This window comes from Arthrobacter agilis, assembly GCF_030816075.1.
Classification (GTDB): Bacteria; Actinomycetota; Actinomycetes; order Actinomycetales; family Micrococcaceae; genus Arthrobacter_D; species Arthrobacter_D agilis_E.
The window spans coordinates 1,787,878-1,811,622 of sequence record NZ_JAUSXO010000001.1 but is presented as its reverse complement, the minus strand read 5'-3'; the positions used below and the strand labels follow the sequence as shown (position 1 = coordinate 1,811,622).

Sequence of the window (23,745 nt, the reverse complement as noted above, 5' to 3'; positions counted from 1 at the left end):
GTGCTCACGCCGTGGGGCTGTCCTCCGTGTCCCCGTAGGGGAACGCGTCGTCGCCGTCGATCGGCACATCCGCCGCCTGCTCGAGGCGGTCCGCTTCGGATCCGCCCGTGCCCTCACCCGCGATCCCTCCGCCGGACACCGTGTCGTCGGGCTGCAGCGAGGCCGCCTGCTCCTGGAGGTCGGCCTCGGATCCGCCCATCCCGCCGCCCGCGATCGTCCCGCCGGACGCCGTGTCGCCGGCCTGGTCGGGGACGCCCTGTTCCTGCAGGTCGGCATCGCTCCCGCTGGGTAGGAAATCGTCTGTCGCCACTGTGTCCTCCTCGGGCTCGTGCTGGCGTCACCGTGACGTCGCCCCACCACGGTACGAGGTGGGACCGGGCCCATGCCACAGCAATCTCCGGTCGTGGCCCTCTCGCGTCCCCGGCCGCGGGGTTGTCCACATAGCCGCTGTCGTCCCGGCGGGCCGCCGCTGATTCCCCGACTCTGGTGGAGGAGGTGAGGCCAATGCTGGCCAAGGATCAATTGGGGCGTCGCGGAGAGGCGACGGCCGCGGACTACCTGCACCAGGCAGGACTGAGGATCGTCGACCGCAACTGGCGGTGCGCCGCGGGGGAGATCGACCTCGTGGCCGTCGACGGGTCGACGCTCGTGATCGTCGAGGTCAAGACGCGGAGCTCGGACGACTTCGGCCAGCCGCTGGAGGCCATCACGGCCGCCAAGCTCGAGAGGCTGTACCTGCTCGCCTCGAAATGGGCGCGGGCGCACAACCTGAGATTCAGCGGATTCCGCATCGACGCCGTCGGCGTGCTCGACGACGGCTCCGGTGCGCCGCGGATCGAGCACGTCCGGGCCCTCATCTGATGGCGCTCGGCCGCACCTACGCCGTGTCCCTCGTCGGCATGAACGGGCACGTCATCGAGGTCGAGGCGGACATCGGCCAGACACTGCCGGCCTTCGTGCTGCTCGGCCTGCCCGACGCATCGCTCAACGAGGCGAAGGACCGCATCCGGGCGGCGGCCCGGAACGCGGGCGTCCCCCTGAGCCGACGCAAGATCACCGTGAACCTCATCCCCGCGTCGCTGCCCAAGCGCGGATCGGCCTTCGACCTCGCGATCGTCATGGCGGCGCTGTCCGCCGCGGGCGACGTCCGCGGCTGCGGCAGTACGGTCTTCCTCGCGGAGCTGGGGCTCGACGGCCGGCTCCGGCCCGTGCGCGGGGTGCTGCCGGCGGTGATGGCCGCCGCCGGCGCAGGGCACCACGGCATCGTCGTGGCGGAGGAGAACGCCGCCGAGGCGGCACTGGTGCCCACGGCCGAGGTCCGCTCGTTCCGGACGCTCGCCGCGGTGGCCCTGGCCTTCGGAGCCGACGCCGCGCAGGTCCGGCTGCCGGATTCCGCGGACAGCGCCGCGCCCGGCGTCCCGCCCGCACGGCCCGAGCCGCTGAAGGACCTGTCGGACATCGCGGGCCAGCAGGAGGCCCGCTTCGCCCTCGAGATCGCGGCCGCCGGTTCCCACCACCTGCTGATGGTCGGACCACCCGGTGCGGGCAAGACGATGCTCGCCGAGCGACTGCCGGGCATCCTGCCGGATCTCGAGGACGAGCAGGCGATGGAGGTGACCGCGATCCACAGCCTCAGCGGCGACCGGCACTGTACCGAACTCGTCCGCAAGCCCCCGTTCGAGAGCCCCCACCATACGGCGACCCCCGCCGCCATCATCGGCGGTGGCAGCGGCATCCCGCGGCCCGGCGCGGCGTCACGCGCCCACCGCGGGATCCTGTTCCTCGACGAGGCCCCCGAGTACGAACGCCGGGTGCTCGAGGCGTTGCGGGAGCCCCTCGAGAGTGGTCGCCTCGTCCTCCACCGGGCCTCGGGGACCGCGTCCTACCCGGCGAGGTTCCAGCTCGTCCTCGCACTCAACCCCTGTCCGTGCGGACTGGCCAGCGGAAAGGGCGTCGAGTGCATGTGTACCGCCCAGCAGCGTCGAAGATACTTCAACCGCCTGTCCGGTCCGCTCCTAGACCGTGTCGACCTGCAACTGGCCGTGCACCGGGTGAGCCTCGCGGACTATGCAGGGGCTCGGGACGCCGAGACGTCCGCCGTCGTGGCCGCCCGCGTGGCGGATGCGCGGAAAGCCCAGCGTGAGAGGCTGCGGCGGTGGAACTACGCCACGAACGCCGAGGTCCAGGGGCGTATCCTGCGCGGCGAGCTCGCGCTGCCGCGAGCCGTGACCTCGTCCCTGGACAGGGCGCTGGACAGGGGCCTGGTGAGCGCCCGGGGATGGGACCGGGTCCTCCGCGTCGCGTGGACGATCTCCGACCTCGCAGGCCGCCTCCGCCCCGACCCCGACGACGTCGTCACGGCGCTCGGGTTCCGGATCCAGGAGCGCGCCGCGTGAGCGGGGTCGCGGAGTCCCTGCTCGCCCGGGCGTCCCTCTCCCGGCTGTTCGAACCCTCGGACAGCGTCGGACTGGCACTGGTGTCGGTCGTCGGCCCCGTCGACGCGCTGCGCATCATCGGGGGCGGGATCGCGGCGGGATCCGCGGTCCGGCGTCTCCTGCGGGATGCCCTCGACATCCCCGACAGCCCCCGTGATCCCCTGAAGGACGGCGTGTCCCGCTGGGGTCCGCGCCTGCACGACCTCGCACCCGAGCGGGACCTCGCGACCCTCGAACGGCTCGGCGGACGGCTGGTCACGCCCGATTCCGAGGACTGGCCGGAGGCACTGGACGACCTGCGGCTCGCCGCCCCGCTGTGCCTGTGGGTGCGGGGCCGGAAGGAGATCCCGGCACTGGCCCGGACGGCCGCGGTCGTCGGATCCAGGGACAGTACCGCCTACGGCGGTTCGGTGACGGCCGGTATCGCGTCAGGACTGGCCGCCCGTGGCTACTCGGTGGTCTCGGGGGGCGCCTACGGTATCGACGCGCAGGCTCATCGTGCGGCGCTCGCGTCGTCGCACGACGAGGCGTCCCCGCCGACCATCGCCTTCCTGGCGTGCGGCGTGGACAGGTACTACCCCGCAGGCAACGAGGAGCTCCTGCGGACCGTCGCGGAGAGAGGGCTGCTGATCTCCGAGGTCCCGCCCGGCAGTTCGCCGACCCGATGGAGGTTCCTGCAACGGAACAGGCTGATCGCCGGCGTGAGCGCGGTGACGGTGGTCGTCGAGGCGCGCTGGCGCTCGGGCGCCCTGAACACCGCGCACCATGCGGCAGCCCTGGGCCGCGCGGTCGGTGCCGTACCCGGCTCCGTGCATTCGGCGAACTCCGCCGGCTGCCACCGCCTGCTCCGGGACGGCAGCGCCGTGTGCGTCACGGACGCCGCCGATGTCGTCGAACTCGCCGGCGGGCTCGGCACCGAACCGTGGGGGGACCTGGAGCGGGAGGGTGCCACGCCCGCCCGGGAGCACGACGGTCTGGGGATCCCCGACCTGCTGCTCCTCGACGGCCTGCCCGTGCACGCCTCGACGACCGTCGACAAGCTGTCCTCCGTCGCCGGGCTGTCCGCTCGGGACGTCATCAGCGGGCTCGCGCGGCTCGAACTCGCCGGCCTGGCGGTTCGCGCGGCCGGCGGATGGCGCCGGCAGAAACCCTGAGGCGTGCCTCACGGCGCAGCGGACTCCCTGCGCCGCGTCCCCGACCACCCCGACCACCCCGACCACCCCGACCACCCCGACCACCCCGAGCACCACCAGGAGGATGTCCATGAACCGCACCAGCACCCCCGCCGGCGAGGAAGAGCGATGGCAACTCGACATCAGCACACCGATCGGAGGTCTGCACGTGGTCGCCGGTCGTGCGGCAATCGTCGGTCTCTATCACGCCGACCACCACCCGATGCCCCCGCCGGTCGCCCTCGGGCGCCGCATCCCCGTTACTCCCGGCCCCGCCCAGGAGGCGGTCCGGGAGGCAGGCGTCGAGCGGCCGGCAGGTGCTGCCGGTGCCGCCGGCGATACCGATCCTCCGGCCCCGGACCCGGTCGTCGTCATCCTGCAGCAGGCGGAAGCGGAGCTGGGGGAGTACTTCGCCGGTCTCCGCCGCGCGTTCGACGTGCCCGTGGACCTGCGGGGGACGGTCTTCCAGCGATCCGTGTGGTCCGCCCTCCTGGGCATCCCCTACGGGCAGCGCCGCAGCTACCGTGATATCGCCGGCGAGCTCGGCAACCCCAGGATGGGGCGGGCGATCGGCGCGGCGGTGCGGGCCAACCCCGTGTCCGTCATCATCCCCGGACACCGGGTGGTCGGCAGCACCGGAGCGGTCGTCGGGTATGCCGCGGGCCCCGCGACCAAGAAGGCGCTCCTCGACCTCGAAGCAGGCCTGGTGACCGCGCCGTTCCACAGTGGCTGAAAGGCACGGCCCCGAATGCGCTGCGCCCTCCGGGCCTGCGGGGATACTGGTACCGGAGGGACGATGCCACACGACGACACAGGAACACCGGCGCTGGACGCCGCCGCGCGCGACTTCGAGCTGTATCTGACCCGGGAGCGCAACCGCTCGGTGCACACGGTCCGCGCCTACCGCACGGACCTCGAGCTGTTCTTCGCGCACGCCGCGCAGTCCGGGGTGTCGGCGCTGGGCCAGCTCGAACTCCGCCACTTCAGGGCATGGCTCGGCGCGCTCGACGCCGCCGGACTGTCCCGCTCCACCATCGCGCGCCGCGCCGCCTCCGTCAGGGCCTTCATGGACTGGGCCGTGCGGGAGGAACTCGTCCCGACCAACCCCGCACTCCGCCTCCGCTCACCCAAACGCGCCAGATCCCTTCCCGCCGTCCTCAGCCGGCCGCAGGCCGGCGCGCTGTTCGAGGACCTCGAGGACCGCAGTCCCGGAGGAGATCCCTCCGACCTGCTCCGGCGGGCCCTGCTGGAGGTGCTGTACGGCACGGGCGTGCGCGTCGGTGAGCTGGTGGGCCTCGACATCGACGACGTCGACACCGAGCGGCGCACCCTCCTCGTCCTGGGCAAGGGCTCGAAGGAGCGCACCGTGCCCTACGGCGTGCCCGCGGCGCACGCTCTCGACGACTGGCTCCGGCGCGGCCGCCCGCACTGGGTGACGGACAGGAGCGGGCCGGCGCTCTTCCTCGGCCGGCGCGGCGGACGCATCGATCAGCGCGCGGTCCGCACCCAGGTGAAGGACGCCCTCGACGCCCTCGGTGACACGGCAGCGCGCGGGCCCCACGCGCTCCGGCACACCGCGGCCACCCACCTGCTCGATGGTGGCGCCGATCTGCGCGCCGTCCAGGAGCTGCTCGGCCACTCGAGCCTCGCCACGACGCAGCTCTACACGCACGTGTCCGTCGACCGGCTGCGGCGCAGCTACGAACAGGCCCACCCGCGGGCGTGAGGGACGCGACCGGGACGTGTCCCACCCACCGGCTCGCCCACCCGTGGCCGACGTCGTCGGAAGTGGCGAAATTCACGTTCGTCCGGCACAATAAGCAGTAGTTCGGTCGAGCCCGCGCTCCGCGCGCGGGTGGGTCTCGTGAAGTTGCCGGTCATCGCGCATTGCATCATCCGTTGAAGGTCGTTGGGGAAGACGTACCTACAGCTATGGAGGATGGAATGTCTGTTGTGATGGCGCGCGGTGTCTTGTACGTGCACTCAGCCCCTACTGCGTTGTGCCCTCATATCGAGTGGGCTGTCGGCTCCGTGCTGGACAAGCGCATCGACATGGAGTGGACGGCGCAGCCCGCCGCGCCCGGAATGCTCCGGGCCGAGCTGTCCTGGGTCGGCCCGCAGGGTTCAGGCGCACAGCTCGCCTCGGCCCTCCGCGGCTGGGCGCACCTCCGGTACGAGGTCACCGAGGAGCAGAGCGCCGGCGCCGACGGCGGCCGCTGGTCGCACACACCCGAACTCGGCATCTTCCACGCCACCACGGACGTCCACGGCAACATCATGGTGACCGAGGACCGTATCCGCTACGCCTACGAGGCGGGCGCCGGTGATCCGGCCGCGGTCTACCACGAGCTCTCCCTCGCGCTCGGCGAGTCGTGGGACGAGGAACTGGAACCGTTCCGGCACGCTGCCGAGGGCGCTCCCGTGCGCTGGCTCCACCAGGTCGGCTGAGCATCCGCCGGGAGGCAGAACCCGCTCGGCGCGCAGCCGGACGCCGCGGATCAACGCACGCACAGCATGAGGAAGGGCGCCACCCCGGGGTGGCGCCCTTCCTCGTTCCCGCCGTGTCCCGCGTCAGATGCTGCGGAGCACGATGACGGCGTTGTGCCCGCCGAACCCGAACGAGTTGCTCAGCGCCACGATGTCCCCGGAGGGTAGATCCCTCGGCTTCGTGACGACGTCGAGGGGGATCTCGGGGTCCTGGTTGTCCAGGTTGATCGTGATCGGGGCCTTCCGGTCGTGGATGGCGAGGACCGTCATGACGGCCTCGACCGCGCCTGACGCACCGAGGAGGTGACCGGTCTGGGACTTCGTCGCCGAGACGGCCACCTGGTCCACGTGCGCTCCGAGCGCGGCCTTCAGCGCCGTGTACTCGGGCTTGTCCCCCACCGGGGTGGACGTGGCGTGGGCATTGACGTGCACCACGTCCTCCGCCTGGGCCCGCGCGTCGAACAGGGCCGCCTTGAGCGCCCGGGTGGCACCGAGTCCCTGGGGATCGGGCGCGGTGATGTGGTAGGCGTCAGCGGTCACCGAGGTGCCGGCCAGTTCGGCGTAGATACGCGCGCCGCGGGCCAGGGCGTGCTCCTCGGCCTCGATGACGAGCGCGCCTGCGCCCTCGCCCATGACGAACCCGTCGCGGTTCGTATCGTACGGGCGCGACGCGAGCTCGGGCTCGTCGTTCCTGCGTGACAGCGCCTGCATGGAGGCGAAGGCCGCGATCGGCATCGGGTGGATGGCTGCCTCGGCGCCGCCGCAGACGACGACGTCCGCCTTGCCCGACCGGATCAGTTCCAGGCCCTGGTGCAGGGCCTCCGTCCCGGAGGCGCAGGCGGACACCGGGGTGTGGGCTCCTGCCCGAGCACCGAGGTCGAGGCTCACCGCGGCGGCGGGACCGTTGGGCATCAGCATCGGCACCGTCATGGGCAGCACCCGCCGCGGGCCCTTCTCGCGCAGTGTGTCCCAGGCGTCCAGGAGGGTCCAGACGCCACCGATGCCGGTGGCGAAGGCCACCGCGAGGCGGTCCTTGTCCACGTCCTCGATGCCGGAATCACGCCATGCCTCGCGCGCCGCCACGACGGCGAACTGCGTCGAGGGGTCCATGCGCTTGGCCTCCACACGGGAGAGCACTTCCGAGGCCGGGGTGGCGATCTGGGCGGCGAACGTCACGGGCAGTTCGTACTTCTGGACCCAGTCGGCCTCGATGGTCCGGGCGCCCGAAACTCCCTTGAGGGAGTTGGCCCACATGGTCGGGACGTCCCCGCCGATGGGGGTGGTTGCACCGAGTCCGGTGATGACGACTTTGCGTGGCATGGTCACTCTTTCGAAGCTGGAGTGTGCGCCGGCGGGACCGGGGCGGGGATGACGACTACGGCCGCCCACGGCGGGAACACCGGGAGCGGCCGCAGCGCTGGGAACGCAGGGACTAGGCCTGTGCGCCCGAGATGAAGTTCACGGCGTCGCCGACGGTCTTGAGGTTCTTGACCTCTTCGTCGGGGATGCGGACGCCGAACTTCTCCTCGGCGTTGACGACGATGGTCATCATGGAGATCGAGTCGATGTCGAGGTCGTCGGTGAAGGACTTGTCCATCTCGACGGACTCGGGGGCGAGGCCCGTCTCCTCGTTGACGATCTCTGCCAGTCCGGCCAGGATTTCTTCGTTGTTAGCCATGGTGGCTCCTTTTCTGTTCTTGCCGGTGCACCGGCGGGGATGGTCAGACCGCACTGTCGCGGCCTGGGCTTGAAAACTAGGGGAGCACCACGACCTGGGCTCCGAAGACGAGACCCGCGCCGAACCCGATCTGCAGGGCGAGCTTGCCGCTGAGGGAGGGCTGCTCCTTGAGCGTGCGGTGCATGGCCAGCGGGATGGAGGCCGCCGAGGTGTTGCCGGCGTCCACGATGTCCCGTGCGACGTAGACGTGCTCGGGGAGCTTCAGCTGCTTCACCATCTCATCGATGATACGGATGTTGGCCTGATGGGGGAGGAAGGCGGCCAGATCCTCGGCGGAGATGCCTGCCGCGTCGAGCGCGCGTTGCGCGACCTTCGCCATCTCCCAGACGGCCCAGCGGAAGACCGTCGGTCCGTCCTGGCGCATCGTCGGCCAGAGGCTCTCCCGGCCCGCATCGACGTCCTGCTCCCGCTCGGTGTCGGTGGCGACCGCGCCGATCGCGTAGTCGCGCACGTCGGTGAGGGGGCGGGTCATGCGGATGGCTTCGTGCTTGCTGCCGTCGGATCCCCAGACGGAGGGTCCGATACCCGCGGTCTCGCCGGGACCGACGACGACGGCGCCGGCACCGTCACCGAGGAGGAAGGAGATGGTGCGGTCGGAGTTGTCGATGAAATCGGACAGCTTCTCCACGCCGACGACGAGCACGTACTCGGCGGTGCCGGCGTGGACCAGGGCGTCGGCCTGGGCGATGCCGTAGCAGTAGCCCGCGCAGGCCGCCGAGATGTCGTAGGCCGGGGCCGGTGTCGCACCGAGGCGATCGGTGAGCTGCGCGGCGGCGGACGGTGTGGCGTACGGGTGGGTCACGGTCGAGACCAGGACCGCGCCGAGCTGGGATGCGTCGATACCGGCGGCGGCGAGGGCCTCCCTCGAGGCTGCTTCCGCCATGTCGATGACGCTCACGTCACGGGGTGCGCGGTGGCGCGTGACGATGCCGGTGCGCTGCCGGATCCATTCGTCCGAGGAGTCGATCCACTGGCAGACGTCGTCGTTGGTGACGATGACCTCGGGCCGGTACGCGCCGACGCCGTGGATGCGTGTGTGCTCGCGCAGGGGGGCTTGCTTGATGGTGGTGCTCACTGAGGTCCTTCGGAGGTAAGGGACGGATCGAGGTCCGTGGTCCGCGAGTGCTCCTCGAGGAAGCTGCGGGCGGCATCCAGGTCCTCCAGCGATTTTACGGCGAGGGTCGCGGTACCGCGCATTCCGCGCTTCGCCAGCCCGGTCAGGGTCCCCGCGGGGGAGAGCTCGATCATCCCGGTGACGCCCATGGCCTGCATCGATTCCATGCAGAGGTCCCAGCGGACCGGGCGGGAGACCTGCGCGATCAGGCTGTCGAGGTTGCCCTCGCCGGTGGCGACGGGCCGTCCGTCGAAGTTGGACATGAGGGTTGCCACCGGGTCGGTCGGTGCGAGCGAGGGCCGCAGCGCCTCCAGCGCCGTGACGGCGGGAGACATATGGGCCGTGTGGAAGGCCCCGGCGACCTTCAGGGCGATGACGCGGGCCCTGGCCGGCGGATCCGCGGCGAGCTCGGCCAGCTGTTCCAGCGTCCCCGCGGCGACGACCTGCCCGCCGCCGTTCGCGTTGGCCGCGGTGAGGCCCAGTTCGGCGAGCCGGCCCTGCACCTCCTCGGCGTCCCCGCCCAGCACCGCACTCATGCCGGTGGGCACGGACGCCGCCGCCGCGGCCATCGCCGTGGCACGTACCCTGACGAAGGCGACGGCGTCGTCCTCGCTGAGCGCCCCGGCCACGGCGGACGCCGTGAGCTCTCCGACCGAGTGGCCGGCGACGACGGTGGCGGCGGTCAGCACGGAACCCTCGAGCAGCACCCGCGCCGTCACGAGGCCCGCAGCGACGATCAGCGGCTGGGCGACGGCCGTGTCCTTGATGGTCTCCTCGTCGGAGACGGTGCCGTGCCGCACGAGATCCGTGCCGGCGCGGTCACTGAGCTGCTCGAGATGCTCCCGTACCCCCGGGAGCTCGAGCCAGGGGCTCAGGAAGCCCGGGGTCTGGGAGCCCTGTCCGGGGCAGGCGATTGCAAGCACTGTTCCAGCTTTCCAAATCGGTGGTGCATTATCGGGTGTTCGGCTGAACCAAGCTGGCTGTGCCGCTTTGTAGGAAGTCTACAAGTCATCGGCGGGCGCGGGGACGGCCTCTCCAGCGCCGTCCATGCCCGCCGACCGCATCGCTCGTGCCGTCGCCGACGATGACCCGCCACCCGCCGGGACGATGGGCGGGGAGACCGAGAGCCGGCCGACCACCAGCGCCGTCTGCAGGACGAACGCCTCACGGGCCACCAGCGGGTCCCACCCGGTGACGTCGCAGACGCGACGGAGTCGGTACCGCACCGTGTTGGCGTGCACGAACAGGGCCCGCGACGTCGCCTCCAGGGAGTGTCCCAGGGAGAGATAGGCGGACAGCGTCTGTTCCAGGCCGTTGGACGCCGCCAGGAGCGGCCGGTAGATGTTCCGCACGAGGGCCCGGCGCGCGGTGTCGTCCCCGGAGATCACGCGTTCCGGCCACAGGTCCTCGGAGGAGACGGGTCGGGGAGCCCCGGGCCAGGCGCGGGCGGCGGTGAGTCCCGCGAAGGCGGCCTGCGCCGACGTGCTCGCCTCGACCAGCGATTCCGCCTCGGGTCCGAACACGACGGCGCCGGATCCGAACAGCTCGGTGATCCTCGGGTAGGCCTTGGCCGGGTCCCGGACGCCTCCCAGCACGAGGATGAGCCGGTCGCCCTGGATCCCGACGAGGACGTCCTCCGCGAGCCGTCCCGTGACACGCCGCAGCTCGTTCAGGAACCCGGCGTCGGGCTCCTGCGGTGCACTGCCGACCATGACGGTGATGCGCGCCTGGGACGTCCAGCCCACGGCGGCGATGCGCGATCGGAGCGCGTCCGAACTCTCGCCGCGCAGGATCGCATCGACGACGAGGGCCTCCAGGCGGGTGTCCCACGACCCGCGGGTCTCCGCAGCACGCGCGTAGACGTCGGCCGCTGCGAACGCCACTTCCCGCGAATACCTCAGCACGGCCTCCCGCAGCGGTCCCTGATCGGCCGCGGGGGCGAGGAACGGCACCTGGTCCTCGACGACCTGCACCACCACGCGGATGAGCTGCAGGGCCTTCTGCAGGCTGATCGAGCGCGTGAGCTCCGTGGGCGCCGTGCCGAAGACGTCGCTGAGCACCCAGGCCGGGGAGACGGGCTTCTGGTACCAGTTCACGAAGGAGGCGATGCCCTTCTGGGCCACCATGCCGAGGGCCGACCGCTCGTCGGCGCGCAGTCCGCGGTACCACGGCAGGTCCGCGTCCAACTGCTTGAGGGTCGCGGTCGAGAGGGAACCGATCGTGGCCCGCAGCTTCTCGACGGTGGCGGGATCCGCGGGAGCGGTCCCCGCGTTCGTGGCTCCCGGGGCGGTCCCGGTGCTGCCGGGGAGATGTTCGGGCTGCGGCATCCTCCGAGCATACGGTCTCGGCGACGATCGCCCCATTTGTGGAGGAGCTACAAAAAAGGCGACGGCGGGAGCAGCACTGGGCTGCTCCCGCCGTCGCCCCCTACCGGGTGGGTGGGGTCAGGCGTCGCCGCCGGTGTTGCCGGTGGTTCCGGCGTTGACGTCGAGGAGGCGGTATTTCTCGATGGCTTCCTTGGGCGCGTTGGGGTCGACTTCGCCGCGGCGGGCGAGCATCTCCAGGGCGCGGACGACGACGGAGTGGCTGTCGATCTTGAAGAACCGTCGTGCTGCCGCGCGGGTGTCGGAGAAGCCGAAGCCGTCGGCTCCGAGGGTCGCGAACTCGTTGGGGAGGAACTGGCGGATCTGGTCGGGCACGGCCTTCATGAAGTCCGACACGGCGACGATGGGGCCCGTGGCGCCTTCGAGTTGCTGGGTGATGAAGGGTTTACGGGCGTCGGCGCCGGGGTTGAGGAAGGCTTCTTCCTCGGCGTCCAGGCCGTCGCGGCGCAGCTCGTTCCAGGACGTCACGGACCAGACGTCCGCGGAGACGCCCCAGTCCTTGGCGAGGATCTTCTGCGCCTCCAGCGCCCAGGGCACGGCCACGCCGGAGGCCAGGATTTGGGTGCGGGGGCCGTCGACCTTGGCGGGTTTGAGCAGGTAGATGCCCTTGAGCAGTCCCTGGACGTCGAGTTCCTCGGGTTCGGCGGGTTGCACGAAGGGCTCGTTGTAGACGGTGATGTAGTACATGACGTTGCGGAAGGACTCGGGCTTGTCGCCGATGTCCCCATACATGCGGTTCAGCCCGTCGCGCATGATGTGCCCGATCTCGTACCCGAACGCCGGGTCGTAGGTGATCACGGCCGGGTTCGTGGAGGCCAGGATCGGGGAGTGCCCGTCGGCGTGCTGCAGGCCCTCACCGGTGAGCGTGGTGCGCCCGGCGGTCGCCCCGATGATGAACCCGCGGGCCATCTGATCCGCCGCGGCCCAGATGGAGTCCCCGGTGCGCTGGAACCCGAACATCGAGTAGAACACGTAGATCGGGATCAGCGGCTCACCCTGCGTGGCGTAGGCGGTGCCCGCGGCGGTGAACGCGGCCATGGATCCGGCCTCGTTGATGCCCGCGTGGAGGATCTGGCCCTGCACGGACTCCTTGTACGCCAGGACCAGGTCGCGGTCCACGGAGAGGTAGTTCTGCCCGTTGGGGTTGTAGATCTTCGCCGTGGGGAAGAACGAGTCCATGCCGAAGGTGCGTGCCTCGTCGGGGATGATCGGCGCGATGCGCTTGCCGAACTCCTTGTCCCGCATGAGGTCCTTCAGGATCCGCACGAACGCCATCGTGGTCGCGGCCTGCTGCTTGCCGGAGCCGCGCTTTCCCATCTCGTACGCCTTCTCGCCCGGCAGGACGACCTCGGCGTGCTTGGTGCGCCGCTCGGGCACGAAACCGCCGAGCTCACGCCGGCGCTCCATGAGGTACTTGATCTCCGGTGCATCGGCGCCCGGGTGGTAGTACGGGGCGTTGTAGAGGTCGTCGTCGATCTGCTCGTCCGTGACCGGGATCCGCAGGTGATCGCGGAACGCCTTCAGGTCGGCGTTGGTCAGCTTCTTCATCTGGTGGGTCGCGTTGCGGCCCTCGAAGTGCGGGCCCAGGCCGTAGCCCTTGACGGTCTTGGCGAGGATGACGGTCGGCTTGCCCGTGAACTCCGTGGCCGCCTTGTACGCCGCGTAGACCTTGCGGTAGTCGTGGCCGCCGCGCTTGAGCTTCCAGATCTCGTCGTCGGAGAGGTCCTCGACCATGGCCTTGGTCTCGGGGGACTTCCCGAAGAAATGGTCCCGCACGAATCCGCCGGACTCGGCCTTGTACGTCTGGTAGTCGCCGTCGGGCGTCTGGTTCATGATGTCCACCAGCGCGCCGTCCGTGTCCTTGGCCAGCAGCGAGTCCCACTCGCGCCCCCAGACGACCTTGATGACGTTCCAGCCCGCACCGCGGAAGAACGCCTCGAGTTCCTGCATGATCTTGCCGTTACCGCGCACCGGCCCGTCCAGGCGCTGCAGGTTGCAGTTGATCACGAAGTTCAGGTTGTCGAGCTTCTCGTTCGCCGCCAGCTGGAGCAGGCCCCGCGACTCCGGCTCGTCCATCTCACCGTCACCCAGGAACGCCCAGACCTGCTGCCCGGAGGTGTCCTTCAGGCCCCGGTTGTGCAGATACCGGTTGGACTGCGCCTGATAGATCGCGTTCATCGGGCCGATACCCATCGACACCGTGGGGAACTCCCAGAACTCCGGCATCAGCCGGGGGTGCGGGTAGGAGGACAGTGCGTGGCCCTCCTTGGACTTCTCCTGCCGGAACCCGTCCAGGTCCTCCTCGCTCAGCCGGCCCTCCAGATACGCCCGCGCATACATCCCCGGGGAGGCATGACCCTGGAAGAACACCTGGTCGCCACCGCTGGGATGGTCCTTGCCCTTGAAGAAATGATTGAAACCCACCTCATACAGCGTCGCCGCGCCCGCGTAGGTCGAGATGTGCCCGCCGACCCCGATCTCCGGCCGCTGCGCCCGGTGCACCATGACCGCGGCGTTCCAGCGCAACCACGCACGGTACTTCCGTTCGATCTCCTCATCGCCCGGGAACTCCGGCTCCTGATCCGCCGGGATCGTATTCACATAATCCGTCGTCGTGACCATGGGCACACCCACGGACTGCGCACCGGCACGCTGCAGAAGCGAACGCATGATGTACTGCGCACGCTCCGTGCCCTGGGTGCGAATCAACTCATCGAGGGACTCGATCCACTCCGCGGTCTCCTCAGGATCCCCATCGGGCTTACCGACAGTCAGACCACTCAGAATATCCGCCGTACCTTGTTCTGCAGCCACGCGATATCTCTCCACTTCCACGGATCTTGTCCGTGTCGCTTAATGCCTGCGCATGGCTCGATTGGGCCCGCGCAGAGAATGCATGCCCGGCGCTAGCACCGCGGCCACATACCGCTTCACTCTATCGCCGCCACGCGGTGAGTGCGTAGCGGGACCAGGGTCAAGCGGGAGATTACGCCGAGGGCTTGCGCACACTTCGTCGCGTGGCGCGGGCGACGGGGTGTGGCGGGCCCGAATCCGCCGACTGGCTTGATGCTTGGCGGATAAGGGTGTTGGCTGGTAGTCATGTACATCCATACGAGGGCCGGTCACCCGACAGTCCCGTCTTTTCAGGAGGAGCTAAGTGAGCGAGGCTGAAGCCGCCACTGCGGTCAACGTGGCAGGCAAGTTGGGTTTCAAAGACGGTGACCTTGTCCAGGAACTCGGCTACGACGACGACGTCGACTTCGACTTCCGCGAGGGCCTCGAGGACGGCATCGGGTCGGAACTGCTCACGGAGGACGACCAGGACGTCGTCGACGGCGTCATCCTGTGGTGGCGGGCCGGGGACGGCGATCTCGTGGACGCCCTCGTGGACGCGCTGACCTCCCTCGGTGCCACCGGCGTCGTCTGGCTGCTCACACCGAAGTCCGGCCGCCCCGGCTACGTCTCTCCCGCCGATGTGCAGGAAGCAGCCCCTACCGCGGGCCTGCACTCGACGTCCTCCGCCGGCGTCTCCCGCGAATGGTCGGCCACGCGGCTCGTCAGCCGCCGGAAGCAGTAGGTCTTGGCACTGGCAGTAGGGGCGGCCGCCCCGGAGTTCGCGCTGGCGAACCAGTTCGGCGAGACCGTCGAGAGCCGGTCGCTGGTCGGCGGGGCCGTGGTCGTCTTCTTCCCGTTCGCGTTCTCGCGGGTGTGCACCGATGAGCTGGGCCAACTGCGGGACAGCCTCGACCTCTTCGACGCCGCGGGTGTGAGCCTGGTGGCGGTCTCGGTGGACCACAAGTACACGCTGCGGGCCTTCGCCGACGCGAACGACATCTCCTTCGACCTCCTGGCCGATTTCTGGCCGCACGGGACCGTCACGCGGGCGTTCGACGCGTTCGACGACGTCCACGGGTACGCCGAACGGGTCAGTTACGTCCTCGACGGTGCCGGGACGGTGCGCGCCGTGGTGTCCTCCCCGCACGGCCAGGGCAGGCCGATCGCCGACTACGCCCGCGCACTGAGCTCGGTCGAAGCCGCACTGTGACGGGTGGCCCGGGGCGGGGGCCGGAGGACCTGCCCGGCCCCGCAACCAACCCGAGGCTCGGCCTCACGGGTTTCGTGAGCGCCGCTCCCGCGGAGAGCCTCGTCCCGCTGGCCGACGACGAGCGCCGGCTCCTGGACGAAGCGGTCGCGCTGCTCGGCGGCCATCGGCTCGCCGTCCTGACGGGTGCGGGCCTCAGCACGGATTCGGGGATCCCCGACTACCGCGGGCCGGAGTCGGTGCCCCGCAGCCCCATGACCTACCAGCAGTTCGTCGGAGACGAGGCGCTCCGGCGCCGGTACTGGGCGCGCAACCACGTGGGTTGGCGCCACCTGCGCCGGGCGGACCCGAACGCCGGCCACGCGGCCGTGGCACTGCTGGAGCAGCGGGGCCTGCTCTCGGGCCTGATCACACAGAACGTCGACAGGCTCCACTCCTCGGCCGGCAGTGTGAACGTCATCGACCTCCATGGCACCTTCGATCGCGTCGTGTGCCTGCAGTGCGCGTCGACCTTCCCGCGATCGCGGATCGCCGAGATCCTCGAGGACCTGAACCCCGGGTACCTCGAGCGGGAGTCCGACGCCGGTGACGTCGCACCGGACGCCGATGCCGACGTCGACGACACCGGGGACTTCGTGATGGCGCCGTGCCCGGTGTGCGGCGGGATGCTGAAGCCGGACTTCGTCTACTTCGGCGAGAACGTGCCCAAGGCGCGCGTCGCGGATGCCTACGCCATGGTCGACGCCGCCGGTGCCCTGCTGGTCGCCGGGTCCTCCCTGACCGTCATGAGCGGGCTGCGGTTCGTCCGCCATGCGTTCAAGGCGGGCAAACCCGTGGTGATCATCAACCGCGGACGCACGCGGGGCGACGAGTTCGCCTCCCTGAAGATCGAGGCCGGCGTCTCCGAGGCCCTCAGCTACCTCGCCCGGCAATTGCCGGACCTGCCGTCCGCGGAGGCGATTATCCGTCAGGGGCGCGAGTAGTGCGACCGGAAACCGAGTAGCGACTACTGGTCCCGCAGCCTCCCGTGGACCGTAGGTTCATCCCATCGGTCTCTCACACGGGGTGGAAAATGCGTTCAGCGAACAGGTCTCTTCTCGTAGGTCTCACCACAGCGGCGGCCATCGTCGTTGCTCCCTTGCTGACGAACCCGGGCAGCCGGCCGCCCGAGGACGCACCGGCCGCGGCTGTGCCGATGGTGGGAACGCCGCCGGCCGCCCTGGCGCCGGCAGCCGCGGAAGCGTCCCTGGACCTCGGGCCCGCGCACGCTGCGGACCCCCTGCCTGACCTCCTGCCGGGCCCCCTGCCTGATCCTCTGACGGACCCGGCACCGTCCCCGGCGCCGCGGCCATCGGGCAGCGGGATGGGCGGCGATCTGCCTCCCGGACTGCTGCCGGATCCTCCCTATCCCCAGTGCCCGATCACCGAGGACGGCGCCTGGTGGACCGACCCGGCCGATCCCTACACGTGCATCCCGCCCGCATCGCGTCCCTTCCACGAGCCGACGCCACCGGGCATCGACCCCGGGCTCCTCGAACCGATCTTCGAGGACCCCGGGACGGAGCCCGGTCCCGGCGGGGACTGCCGCACCACCGGGGCGCTGCAGTGCACCGTCACGATCATGGGACAGGACTACGTCGTGCTCTTCGCGGACGGTCGGCCGGTGGGCGTCGTCGAGGCGCAGGGCTAGAGCCACCCGCAGGCAGGCGCTGTCCGCGAACTCACCGTCGCGGGCCCGACCACGGCGCCCCTGCGAGCCGCCCGTCGCCGAGGTTGTCCTCCCCGCGGACGCGGGTCATGCTTGTCCTGAGAGCTCGCCCGATGGTGACCCCGTTCGACCGTGGAGGAGGGCTTGGCGACCCTACGCGCACCGACACCGGACGACACGGCGACCCGATCCGGAGCCATCGATGCCCTACGCGTCCTCGCGGTCGTCGGGGTCGTCGCCGGGCACGTCTGGTCCGGTCCGCTCGTCGACGCCGCCCTGTACACCTGGCACGTGCCCGCGTTCTTCCTGCTCTCCGGGTACCTCTGGAAGACCCGGGAGCCGGGCACCCGTCGGGCGGTCGTGACGGAGGCCAGGAAGCGCTTCGGCACCATCATGACGCCCTACTGCGCATGGCTGGCCATGACCCTGATCGTCCATGTCGCCCTCCACTCCCACCGCGGGACGCTGACGCCGGAGGCCGTGACCCGGCCCCTGATCGGCGGGTCCCTCAACGCAGGGCCGTTCGGCGCGTACTGGTTCATGACCGCCCTGTTCATCTCAGCCGTCATGTTCCGGGCGCTCGAACGTGTTCCCCTCGTCCTCCGGATCGCGCTGGTCGCCGGTGTCACGATCCTCATCTCCCAGTTCCGGGAGGTGCTCGCCCCGCTGCCCCTGTCGGTCGGGGTCGCCGGTGCCGCGCTCATCTTCATGCTCGCGGGCCAGGGACTGCAGCACGTCCGCGGACGGGTGAGGAGCCCGGTCCGGACCGGCGCCGTGTGCCTCATGGCAGGCGCCGCGCTGGTCCTCTCCGGGGTGCCGGAACCGCTGGACATCAAGTACGGGGAGCTCGGCACGCCGGTCCTCAGCGTGGCCGTGGCGGTCCTGATCGACGTCGGCCTCCTGTTGGTGCTCGAGGGTCTGTACACCCGGCTGCCCGAAGAGGTTCATGGGGTCTCCACGGCGCTTGCCGCCGGTTGCCTGATGGTGGTGCTCACCCACACCTACGTCCTCTGGCTGCTCGACGTACCGGAGCCCGAGCGGTCGTTCCACGTCCTGGCTGCGGCACTGGTCCTGCCGTGGGCCGTCGCTCTCATCCTGCATCGCACGCCGCTCTCCCGGGTGCTCCTCGGGATGCCGCGCGCCACCTGAGCGGCCCAGCCGGCGCGCACGGGAGGGGCAGGGGAGGGAGTGCTCCGGACAGCAGAGAACCCCGCCGTCCAGGAGGGACGGCGGGGTTCTCCGATGGTGGGTCCTACCGGGATCGAACCGATGACATCCACGGTGTAAACGTGGCGCTCTACCAGCTGAGCTAAAGACCCTCACCTCGCGATGCACTGTTCCGGGCGGCGCCGGGTGGCTGCATCACGAGGGTCGACTATACCGGTTCCGCGCGGGATCCGGCCAATCCGGACCGTCGCTACTCGCCGGCGGCGAGCTGCCCGCAGGCGCCGTCGATCTCCTTGCCGCGGGTGTCCCGGAGCGTGGTCGGGATGCCGGCGGCGCGGAGACGATTGATGAACTCGGTGGACACGCTCTTCTCCGACGCCGTCCAGATGGACCCGGGCGTGGGGTTGAGCGGGATCGGATTGACGTGCACCCAGCCGCGGCCGCGCTGGTTGAGTTTCTTCGCCAGCAGGTCCGCCCGCCAGGCGTGGTCGTTCATGTCCTTGATCAGCGCGTACTCGATGCTCACGCGCCGGCCCGTGGTCCGGTAGTAGTTGTACGCGGCGTCGAGGGCCTCGTCCACCTTCCAGCGCGTGTTGACCGGGATGAGCTCGTCGCGGAGCTCGTCGTCGGGCGCGTGGAGCGACAGCGCGAACGTGACCGGCAGGGACTCCGCGGCCAGCTTGTTGATCGCCGGGACGAGGCCCACCGTGGAGACGGTGATGTTGCGGGCCGACATGCCGAGTCCCTCGGGGGAGTCGTCGACGAAACGGTGCAGGGCGGCCATCACACGCTTGTAGTTGGCCAGCGGTTCGCCCATGCCCATGAAGACGATGTTGGTGACGCGGTCGGCGTCGTGCCCGCCGTCCGTGCGCAGATCACCGAGGGCGCCCTCGGCGAGCGCCCTGTTCGCGGCGACGACCTGGTCCACGATCTCCGCCGTCGACATGTTCCGCGTCAGGCCGGCCTGGCCGGTGGCGCAGAACGGGCAGTTCATGCCGCAACCGGCCTGCGAGGACACGCAGAGGGTCACCCGCCCGGGGTAGCGCATGAGGACGGACTCCACGAGGGCGCCGTCGAACAGGCGCCAGAGGAACTTGATGGTGTCGCCGTTGTCCGTCGTCAGGCGCTTCACCTCGGTGAGCAGCGGCGGGAACATGGCCGAGACCAGCTCCTCGCGTCCCGCCTTCGGGAGGTCGCTCATCGCCGCCGGGTCGGTGGTGTAGTGCGTGAAGTAGTGCGTGGACAGCTGCTTCGCGCGGAAGCCCTGGTGGCCCAGCTCCTTCAGGCGGTCCTGGCGTTCGGCGAGCGTGAGGTCCGCCAGGTGGACCGGCGGCTGGCTCACCCGGGGTGACTTGAACTGCAGCAGGGGCCTGCCGTCGCTGGAGACGATCGGCTGCGAGCCCTCCACTTCGGGCCGGACCTGGGGTCGCGCGGCAGCGGTGGGGGCGGGGGCGGGGGTTACCGTAACGTCGGACATCCTTATCATTCTTTCACGGATGGCGCCAGCGTCCCAGCCGGAGGGCTGTCGCGTCCGACACGCCACCCGCCGAGGGCGCTGACACATAACGCGACGGGCAGTCCCGCCTCTGGCGGCCGGTGCGGGCACGGTAATAGTGTGAAACCGACCGGATGGCCGGCGCGGGAGCGCCCGAAGCACCGGCAGATGCAGCGACCTGCATCCAGCTGACTAACGACGGAGAACACATTGAGCGCACAGATCGGCGTCACAGGCCTGGCAGTCATGGGGGCGAACCTCGCCCGGAACCTCGCCCGCAACGGCTACACCGTGGCACTGCACAACAGGTCGGTGGAGAAGACGGACGCTCTGCTGCAGAAGCACGGCGGGGACGGGGAGTTCATCCGCACGGAGACGCTGCAGGAGCTCGTGGACTCCCTCGAGAAGCCCCGCCGGGTGCTCATCATGGTGAAGGCGGGCAAGCCGGTCGACTCGGTGATCGACCAGCTCACCCCGCTGCTGGAGCCCGGCGACATCGTGATCGACGGCGGCAACTCGCACTACGAGGACACGCGGCGTCGTGAAGCGGCCCTGTCGCAGCAGGACCTGCATTTCGTCGGCGTCGGGGTCTCCGGTGGCGAGGAGGGCGCGCTCCTCGGCCCGTCGATCATGCCCGGCGGGTCCCGGGAGTCCTACGACTCCCTCGGGCCGATGCTCGAGAAGATCTCCGCGAAGTACAACGGGGAGCCGTGCTGCCGCTGGATCGGGACGGACGGCGCGGGCCACTTCGTGAAGATGGTGCACAACGGCATCGAGTACGCCGACATGCAGGTCATCGGCGAGGCGTTCGACCTGCTGCGCTCGGGCGCCGGGATCGAGCCTGCGGACCAGGCGACGATCTTCACGGACTGGAACACCGGCACGCTGTCGTCCTTCCTCATCGAGATCACCGCCGAGGTGCTCGCCCACACCGACGAGCGCACGGGCAAGCCCTTCGTCGACGTCGTCGTCGACGCGGCCGGCCAGAAGGGGACCGGACGCTGGACCGTGGTCTCCGCGCTGGAACTGGGCAGTCCGACCTCGGGCATCGCCGAATCGGTATTCGCTCGTGCGCTGTCCTCGCAGCTCGAGCAGCGGCTCCAGGCCCAGGACATCCTGCAGGGCCACGAGGGCACGGTCGAGCTGCCCGAGACGTTCGTGGAGGACGTGCGGCTCGCCCTCTACGCCTCCAAGCTGGTGAGCTACGCGCAGGGCATCGACATGCTCACCGCGGCGGCCAAGGAGTACGGCTGGGAGCTGAAGCTCGATGAGATCGCGTCGCTGTGGCGTGCAGGGTGCATCATCCGGGCCGAACTGCTCGACGACATCATGAAGGCCTACGCCGTGGCCGACGAGCGTCCGGCCAACCTGCTGCTCGCTCCTGCGTTCGCCGAGGCGATCGCCGGCGCGGTCCCGGCGTGGCGCCGTGTGGTGGCCACCGCCGTCCAGCTGGGCATCCCGGTCCCCGTCTTCTCGGCGTCGCTGGCCTACTACGACGGCCTGCGCCGCAAGCGCCTGCCGGCCGCCCTCACCCAGGGACTCCGGGACCTGTTCGGGGCGCACACCTACAACCGCGTGGACACCGAGGGCACGTTCCACACCCTGTGGGGCGAGGACAAGTCCGAGATCGACGCCGTCGACACGCACTGACGGCTGATTGACGGCTCACTGAACGACGGAAGCCCCGGACCGTGGTCCGGGGCTTCCGCCGTGCAGGGCCCGTACGGGCGGGGTGCGGGCCTAGATGTAGATGGCCGGGTCCACGTACTCGGCGGGATCCACCGCGGGCTGCGTCTCGCGGCGTGAATCCCGGTGCCGGAACGTCGCGGGGATGCCGGTGACGATCGAGTCGGGCGGGGTGTCCTTCACGACGACGGCATTCGCGCCGACCGCGCTCCCCGCGCCGATGGTGATGGGCCCCAGCACCTTCGCGCCGGCGCCGATCGTCACCCGGTCGCCGATGGTGGGATGCCGCTTGATCTTCTCGAGCGACCGGCCGCCCAGCGTCACGCCCTGGTACAGCATGACGTCGTCACCGATCTCGGCGGTACCGCCGATCACGATCCCCATGCCGTGGTCGATGAAGAACCGGCGCCCGATGGTCGCCGCCGGGTGGATCTCGATCCCCGTGAGGGCGCGCGTGAGCTGCGACAGCACGCGCGCCGGGAAGCGCAGCCGCTCGTCCCGCCACATGCGGTGGGTGAGGCGGTGCATCCAGATGGCATGCAGCCCGGAGTACACCACGGTGTTCTCGAGGGACCCACGGGCAGCCGGATCGTGGGTGCGCGCGGTGTCGAGGTCCTCGCGCAGTCGTTCTAGAAAGCTCACCGGCTACCTTCTCAGGGATTGTCAGGAACGGCTCAGGGACGGGACGTGGCGGTCAGCCGCGGATGTCGTCGAAGAGGACCGTGGAGATGTAGCGCTCGCCGAAGTCGCAGACGACCGCCACGATGAGTTTACCGGCGTTCTCGGGACGCTTCGCGAGCTCGAGGGCCGCCCAGACGATCGCTCCCGACGAGATGCCGCCGAGGATGCCCTCCTGGGTGCCGAGGGCCCGGGCCACGCGGACCGAGTCCTCGACCGTGGCGTCCATCACCTCGTCGTACGCCTCGCGGTCGAGGTTCTCGGGGATGAAGTTCGCCCCGAGGCCCTGGATCTTGTGGGGGCCGGGGGCGCCGCCGTTGAGGATGGGGGAGTCCGCCGGCTCGACGGCGACGATCCGCACGCCGGGCTTGCGCTCCTTGAGGACCTGTCCGACGCCGGTGATGGTGCCGCCGGTGCCGACGCCCGCCACGAAGATGTCGACCTCGCCGTCCGTGTCCTCCCAGACCTCCTCCGCCGTGGTGGTCCGGTGGATCGCGGGGTTCGCCGCGTTCGCGAACTGCTGGGCCCAGATGGCGTTCTCCGTCGTCGCGACGATGTCCTTCGCCCGCTCGACGGCACCCCGCATGCCCTCCGAACCGGGCGTCAGCACGATCTCGGCACCGTAGGCGCGCAGCATCACGCGCCGCTCCGTGGACATGGTCTCGGGCATGGTCAGGATGACCCGGTAGCCGCGCGCCGCACCGACCATCGCCAGCGCGATCCCGGTGTTCCCGGACGTCCCCTCGACGATCGTCCCACCGGGCCGGAGGGCGCCGGCCCGCTCCGCCGCGTCGATGATGGCCACGCCGATGCGGTCCTTCACGCTGTTGGCGGGGTTGTAGAACTCGAGCTTCACGGCGACCTGGGCGTCCAGTCCCTCGGTCAGGCGGTTCAGCCGGACGAGGGGGGTCCGTCCCACGAGCTGGGTGACGTCGTCGTAGATCTTTGCCATGTGGAGCCTGTCTGTTCGGAAGAGGGAGGGGCGACGTCGGTGGGGGCGGGGCGGGATGCGCGCCCCCGGGGCGACGGCGGTCAGCTTAACGGGTGGCCGCCGGTGCGCCTAGGCGGCGAGCCACTGGGCGTAATACTTCCGCGCCTTGGACAGCTTCGGGTTGATGATCACCTGGCAGTATCCCTGCTCGGGGTGCTTGGCGTAGTAGTTCTGGTGCCAGTCCTCCGCCACGTGGAACTGCGGGAGCCGGCTGACCTCGGTGACGATGGGGTTCTTCCAGTTCTCCTGGTTGCGGCGGGTCGCGTCCTCGAACAGTGTCTGCTGCTCGGCGTCCTGGTAGTACATGACGCTGCGGTACTGGGTGCCGACGTCGTAGCCCTGCCGGTTCAGCGTGGTGGGGTCGTGGGACACGAAGAACATGTCCAGGACGACGTCCTCGGGGATGACGGTCTCGTCGAAGGTCACCGCGACGACCTCGGCGTGTCCGGTCGTGCCGGAGCAGACGGAGTCGTAGTCAGGGTGCCGGGTATGGCCGCCCGTGTAGCCGGACACCACCTCGGTCACGCCACGGGTCTTCTGGTAAAGGGCATCGAGGCACCAGAAACAGCCCCCACCGAGCACGAAAGTCTTCATGACTGTGTCAATGCGCGGTGCGCCCCGATGATTCCCCGGCGTCATCTGCCCTGA

General features: G+C 70.1%; 23 protein-coding genes and 1 tRNA gene. 12 read left to right on the top strand and 12 right to left on the bottom strand.

Features of this window, described 5'->3' with window-relative positions; all coding sequences use genetic code 11:
- Positions 1–4: 4 nt before the first annotated feature.
- Positions 5–310: a hypothetical protein gene (locus QFZ50_RS08350; RefSeq protein WP_307083329.1), complete on the bottom strand. Its 306-nt coding sequence runs from the start codon at positions 308–310 to the stop codon at positions 5–7.
- A 194-nt stretch (positions 311–504) separates the two neighbouring features.
- Here QFZ50_RS08350 and QFZ50_RS08345 point away from each other — a divergent pair, with 194 nt between their 5' ends.
- The 6 genes from QFZ50_RS08345 to QFZ50_RS08320 all read left to right on the top strand — a co-directional run bounded on the left by QFZ50_RS08345 (position 505) and on the right by QFZ50_RS08320 (position 6,055).
- Positions 505–861, top strand: coding sequence for a YraN family protein (locus QFZ50_RS08345; RefSeq protein WP_373462255.1), 357 nt, complete (start codon positions 505–507; stop codon positions 859–861).
- Positions 861–2,396 (top strand): YifB family Mg chelatase-like AAA ATPase, encoded by a 1,536-nt coding sequence (locus QFZ50_RS08340; RefSeq protein WP_307083325.1) that lies wholly within the window; start codon positions 861–863, stop codon positions 2,394–2,396. The genes QFZ50_RS08345 and QFZ50_RS08340 overlap by 1 nt, the downstream gene beginning before the upstream one ends.
- The gene (dprA, locus tag QFZ50_RS08335) at positions 2,393–3,589 is read left to right on the top strand and encodes a DNA-processing protein DprA (protein ID WP_307083323.1); all 1,197 of its coding nucleotides are present in this window, start codon (positions 2,393–2,395) and stop codon (positions 3,587–3,589) included. The genes QFZ50_RS08340 and dprA overlap by 4 nt, the downstream gene beginning before the upstream one ends.
- Before the next feature lie 109 nt (positions 3,590–3,698).
- A complete protein-coding gene (locus QFZ50_RS08330; RefSeq protein WP_307083321.1) occupies positions 3,699–4,340 on the top strand; it encodes a methylated-DNA--[protein]-cysteine S-methyltransferase in 642 nt (213 codons plus the stop codon).
- Positions 4,341–4,403: 63 nt separating this feature from the next.
- Positions 4,404–5,333: a tyrosine recombinase XerC gene (locus QFZ50_RS08325; protein WP_307083319.1), complete on the top strand. Its 930-nt coding sequence runs from the start codon at positions 4,404–4,406 to the stop codon at positions 5,331–5,333.
- A gap of 218 nt (positions 5,334–5,551) precedes the next feature.
- Positions 5,552–6,055, top strand: a complete 504-nt coding sequence (locus tag QFZ50_RS08320) for a DUF3145 domain-containing protein (protein ID WP_307083317.1) — start codon at positions 5,552–5,554, stop codon at positions 6,053–6,055.
- A gap of 123 nt (positions 6,056–6,178) precedes the next feature.
- Here the strand turns inward: QFZ50_RS08320 and fabF are convergent, their stop codons facing one another.
- The 6 genes from fabF to aceE form a co-directional block, all read right to left on the bottom strand.
- Complete coding sequence (gene fabF, locus QFZ50_RS08315; protein WP_307083315.1) at positions 6,179–7,414, bottom strand: beta-ketoacyl-ACP synthase II; 1,236 nt, start codon at positions 7,412–7,414, stop codon at positions 6,179–6,181.
- Between the two features lie 112 nt (positions 7,415–7,526).
- Positions 7,527–7,772 carry an acyl carrier protein gene (locus QFZ50_RS08310; RefSeq protein ID WP_133080681.1) on the bottom strand — a complete coding sequence of 82 codons (246 nt, stop codon included), beginning with the start codon at positions 7,770–7,772 and terminating at the stop codon, positions 7,527–7,529.
- Positions 7,773–7,848: 76 nt separating this feature from the next.
- Positions 7,849–8,907 carry a beta-ketoacyl-ACP synthase III gene (locus QFZ50_RS08305; RefSeq protein ID WP_307083310.1) on the bottom strand — a complete coding sequence of 353 codons (1,059 nt, stop codon included), beginning with the start codon at positions 8,905–8,907 and terminating at the stop codon, positions 7,849–7,851.
- Positions 8,904–9,869, bottom strand: coding sequence for an ACP S-malonyltransferase (locus QFZ50_RS08300; protein WP_307083308.1), 966 nt, complete (start codon positions 9,867–9,869; stop codon positions 8,904–8,906). Before QFZ50_RS08300 ends, QFZ50_RS08305 begins: the two co-directional genes overlap by 4 nt.
- A 78-nt stretch (positions 9,870–9,947) precedes the next feature.
- Complete coding sequence (locus QFZ50_RS08295) at positions 9,948–11,273, bottom strand: PucR family transcriptional regulator (protein WP_307083306.1); 1,326 nt, start codon at positions 11,271–11,273, stop codon at positions 9,948–9,950.
- Between the two features lie 117 nt (positions 11,274–11,390).
- Positions 11,391–14,144 (bottom strand): pyruvate dehydrogenase (acetyl-transferring), homodimeric type, encoded by a 2,754-nt coding sequence (aceE, locus tag QFZ50_RS08290; RefSeq protein WP_307083304.1) that lies wholly within the window; start codon positions 14,142–14,144, stop codon positions 11,391–11,393.
- A 343-nt stretch (positions 14,145–14,487) separates the two neighbouring features.
- On the opposite strand from aceE, the gene QFZ50_RS08285 reads away from it, so the two are divergent.
- From QFZ50_RS08285 to QFZ50_RS08265, 5 genes are all read left to right on the top strand, one after another.
- Complete coding sequence (locus QFZ50_RS08285; RefSeq protein ID WP_307083302.1) at positions 14,488–14,907, top strand: DUF3052 domain-containing protein; 420 nt, start codon at positions 14,488–14,490, stop codon at positions 14,905–14,907.
- A 3-nt stretch (positions 14,908–14,910) separates the two neighbouring features.
- On the top strand, positions 14,911–15,375 hold the full coding sequence (locus tag QFZ50_RS08280; RefSeq protein WP_307083300.1) for a redoxin domain-containing protein: 465 nt from the start codon (positions 14,911–14,913) through the stop codon (positions 15,373–15,375).
- A gap of 107 nt (positions 15,376–15,482) precedes the next feature.
- Positions 15,483–16,355, top strand: coding sequence for an NAD-dependent protein deacetylase (locus QFZ50_RS08275; protein WP_307086722.1), 873 nt, complete (start codon positions 15,483–15,485; stop codon positions 16,353–16,355).
- Between the two features lie 89 nt (positions 16,356–16,444).
- On the top strand, positions 16,445–17,062 hold the full coding sequence (locus tag QFZ50_RS08270; protein ID WP_307083297.1) for a hypothetical protein: 618 nt from the start codon (positions 16,445–16,447) through the stop codon (positions 17,060–17,062).
- Positions 17,063–17,224: 162 nt separating this feature from the next.
- On the top strand, positions 17,225–18,229 hold the full coding sequence (locus QFZ50_RS08265) for an acyltransferase family protein (protein WP_307083295.1): 1,005 nt from the start codon (positions 17,225–17,227) through the stop codon (positions 18,227–18,229).
- A gap of 94 nt (positions 18,230–18,323) precedes the next feature.
- Here QFZ50_RS08265 and QFZ50_RS08260 read toward each other — a convergent pair.
- Together QFZ50_RS08260 and rlmN are read right to left on the bottom strand one after the other, a co-directional pair.
- Positions 18,324–18,399 (bottom strand) — tRNA-Val (locus QFZ50_RS08260).
- A 98-nt stretch (positions 18,400–18,497) separates the two neighbouring features.
- Positions 18,498–19,724: a 23S rRNA (adenine(2503)-C(2))-methyltransferase RlmN gene (gene rlmN / locus QFZ50_RS08255; protein ID WP_307083294.1), complete on the bottom strand. Its 1,227-nt coding sequence runs from the start codon at positions 19,722–19,724 to the stop codon at positions 18,498–18,500.
- A 228-nt stretch (positions 19,725–19,952) separates the two neighbouring features.
- Between rlmN and gndA the strand changes: the two genes are divergently transcribed.
- Positions 19,953–21,392: an NADP-dependent phosphogluconate dehydrogenase gene (gene gndA, locus QFZ50_RS08250; RefSeq protein ID WP_307083292.1), complete on the top strand. Its 1,440-nt coding sequence runs from the start codon at positions 19,953–19,955 to the stop codon at positions 21,390–21,392.
- 90 nt (positions 21,393–21,482) lie between these two features.
- Here the strand turns inward: gndA and epsC are convergent, their stop codons facing one another.
- The 3 genes from epsC to msrA all read right to left on the bottom strand — a co-directional run bounded on the left by epsC (position 21,483) and on the right by msrA (position 23,691).
- Complete coding sequence (gene epsC / locus QFZ50_RS08245) at positions 21,483–22,070, bottom strand: serine O-acetyltransferase EpsC (RefSeq protein WP_307083290.1); 588 nt, start codon at positions 22,068–22,070, stop codon at positions 21,483–21,485.
- A gap of 52 nt (positions 22,071–22,122) precedes the next feature.
- Positions 22,123–23,058 carry a cysteine synthase A gene (gene cysK, locus QFZ50_RS08240; protein WP_307083288.1) on the bottom strand — a complete coding sequence of 312 codons (936 nt, stop codon included), beginning with the start codon at positions 23,056–23,058 and terminating at the stop codon, positions 22,123–22,125.
- 108 nt (positions 23,059–23,166) lie between these two features.
- Positions 23,167–23,691 carry a peptide-methionine (S)-S-oxide reductase MsrA gene (gene msrA / locus QFZ50_RS08235; protein ID WP_307083286.1) on the bottom strand — a complete coding sequence of 175 codons (525 nt, stop codon included), beginning with the start codon at positions 23,689–23,691 and terminating at the stop codon, positions 23,167–23,169.
- Between the last annotated feature and the right edge of the window lie 54 nt (positions 23,692–23,745).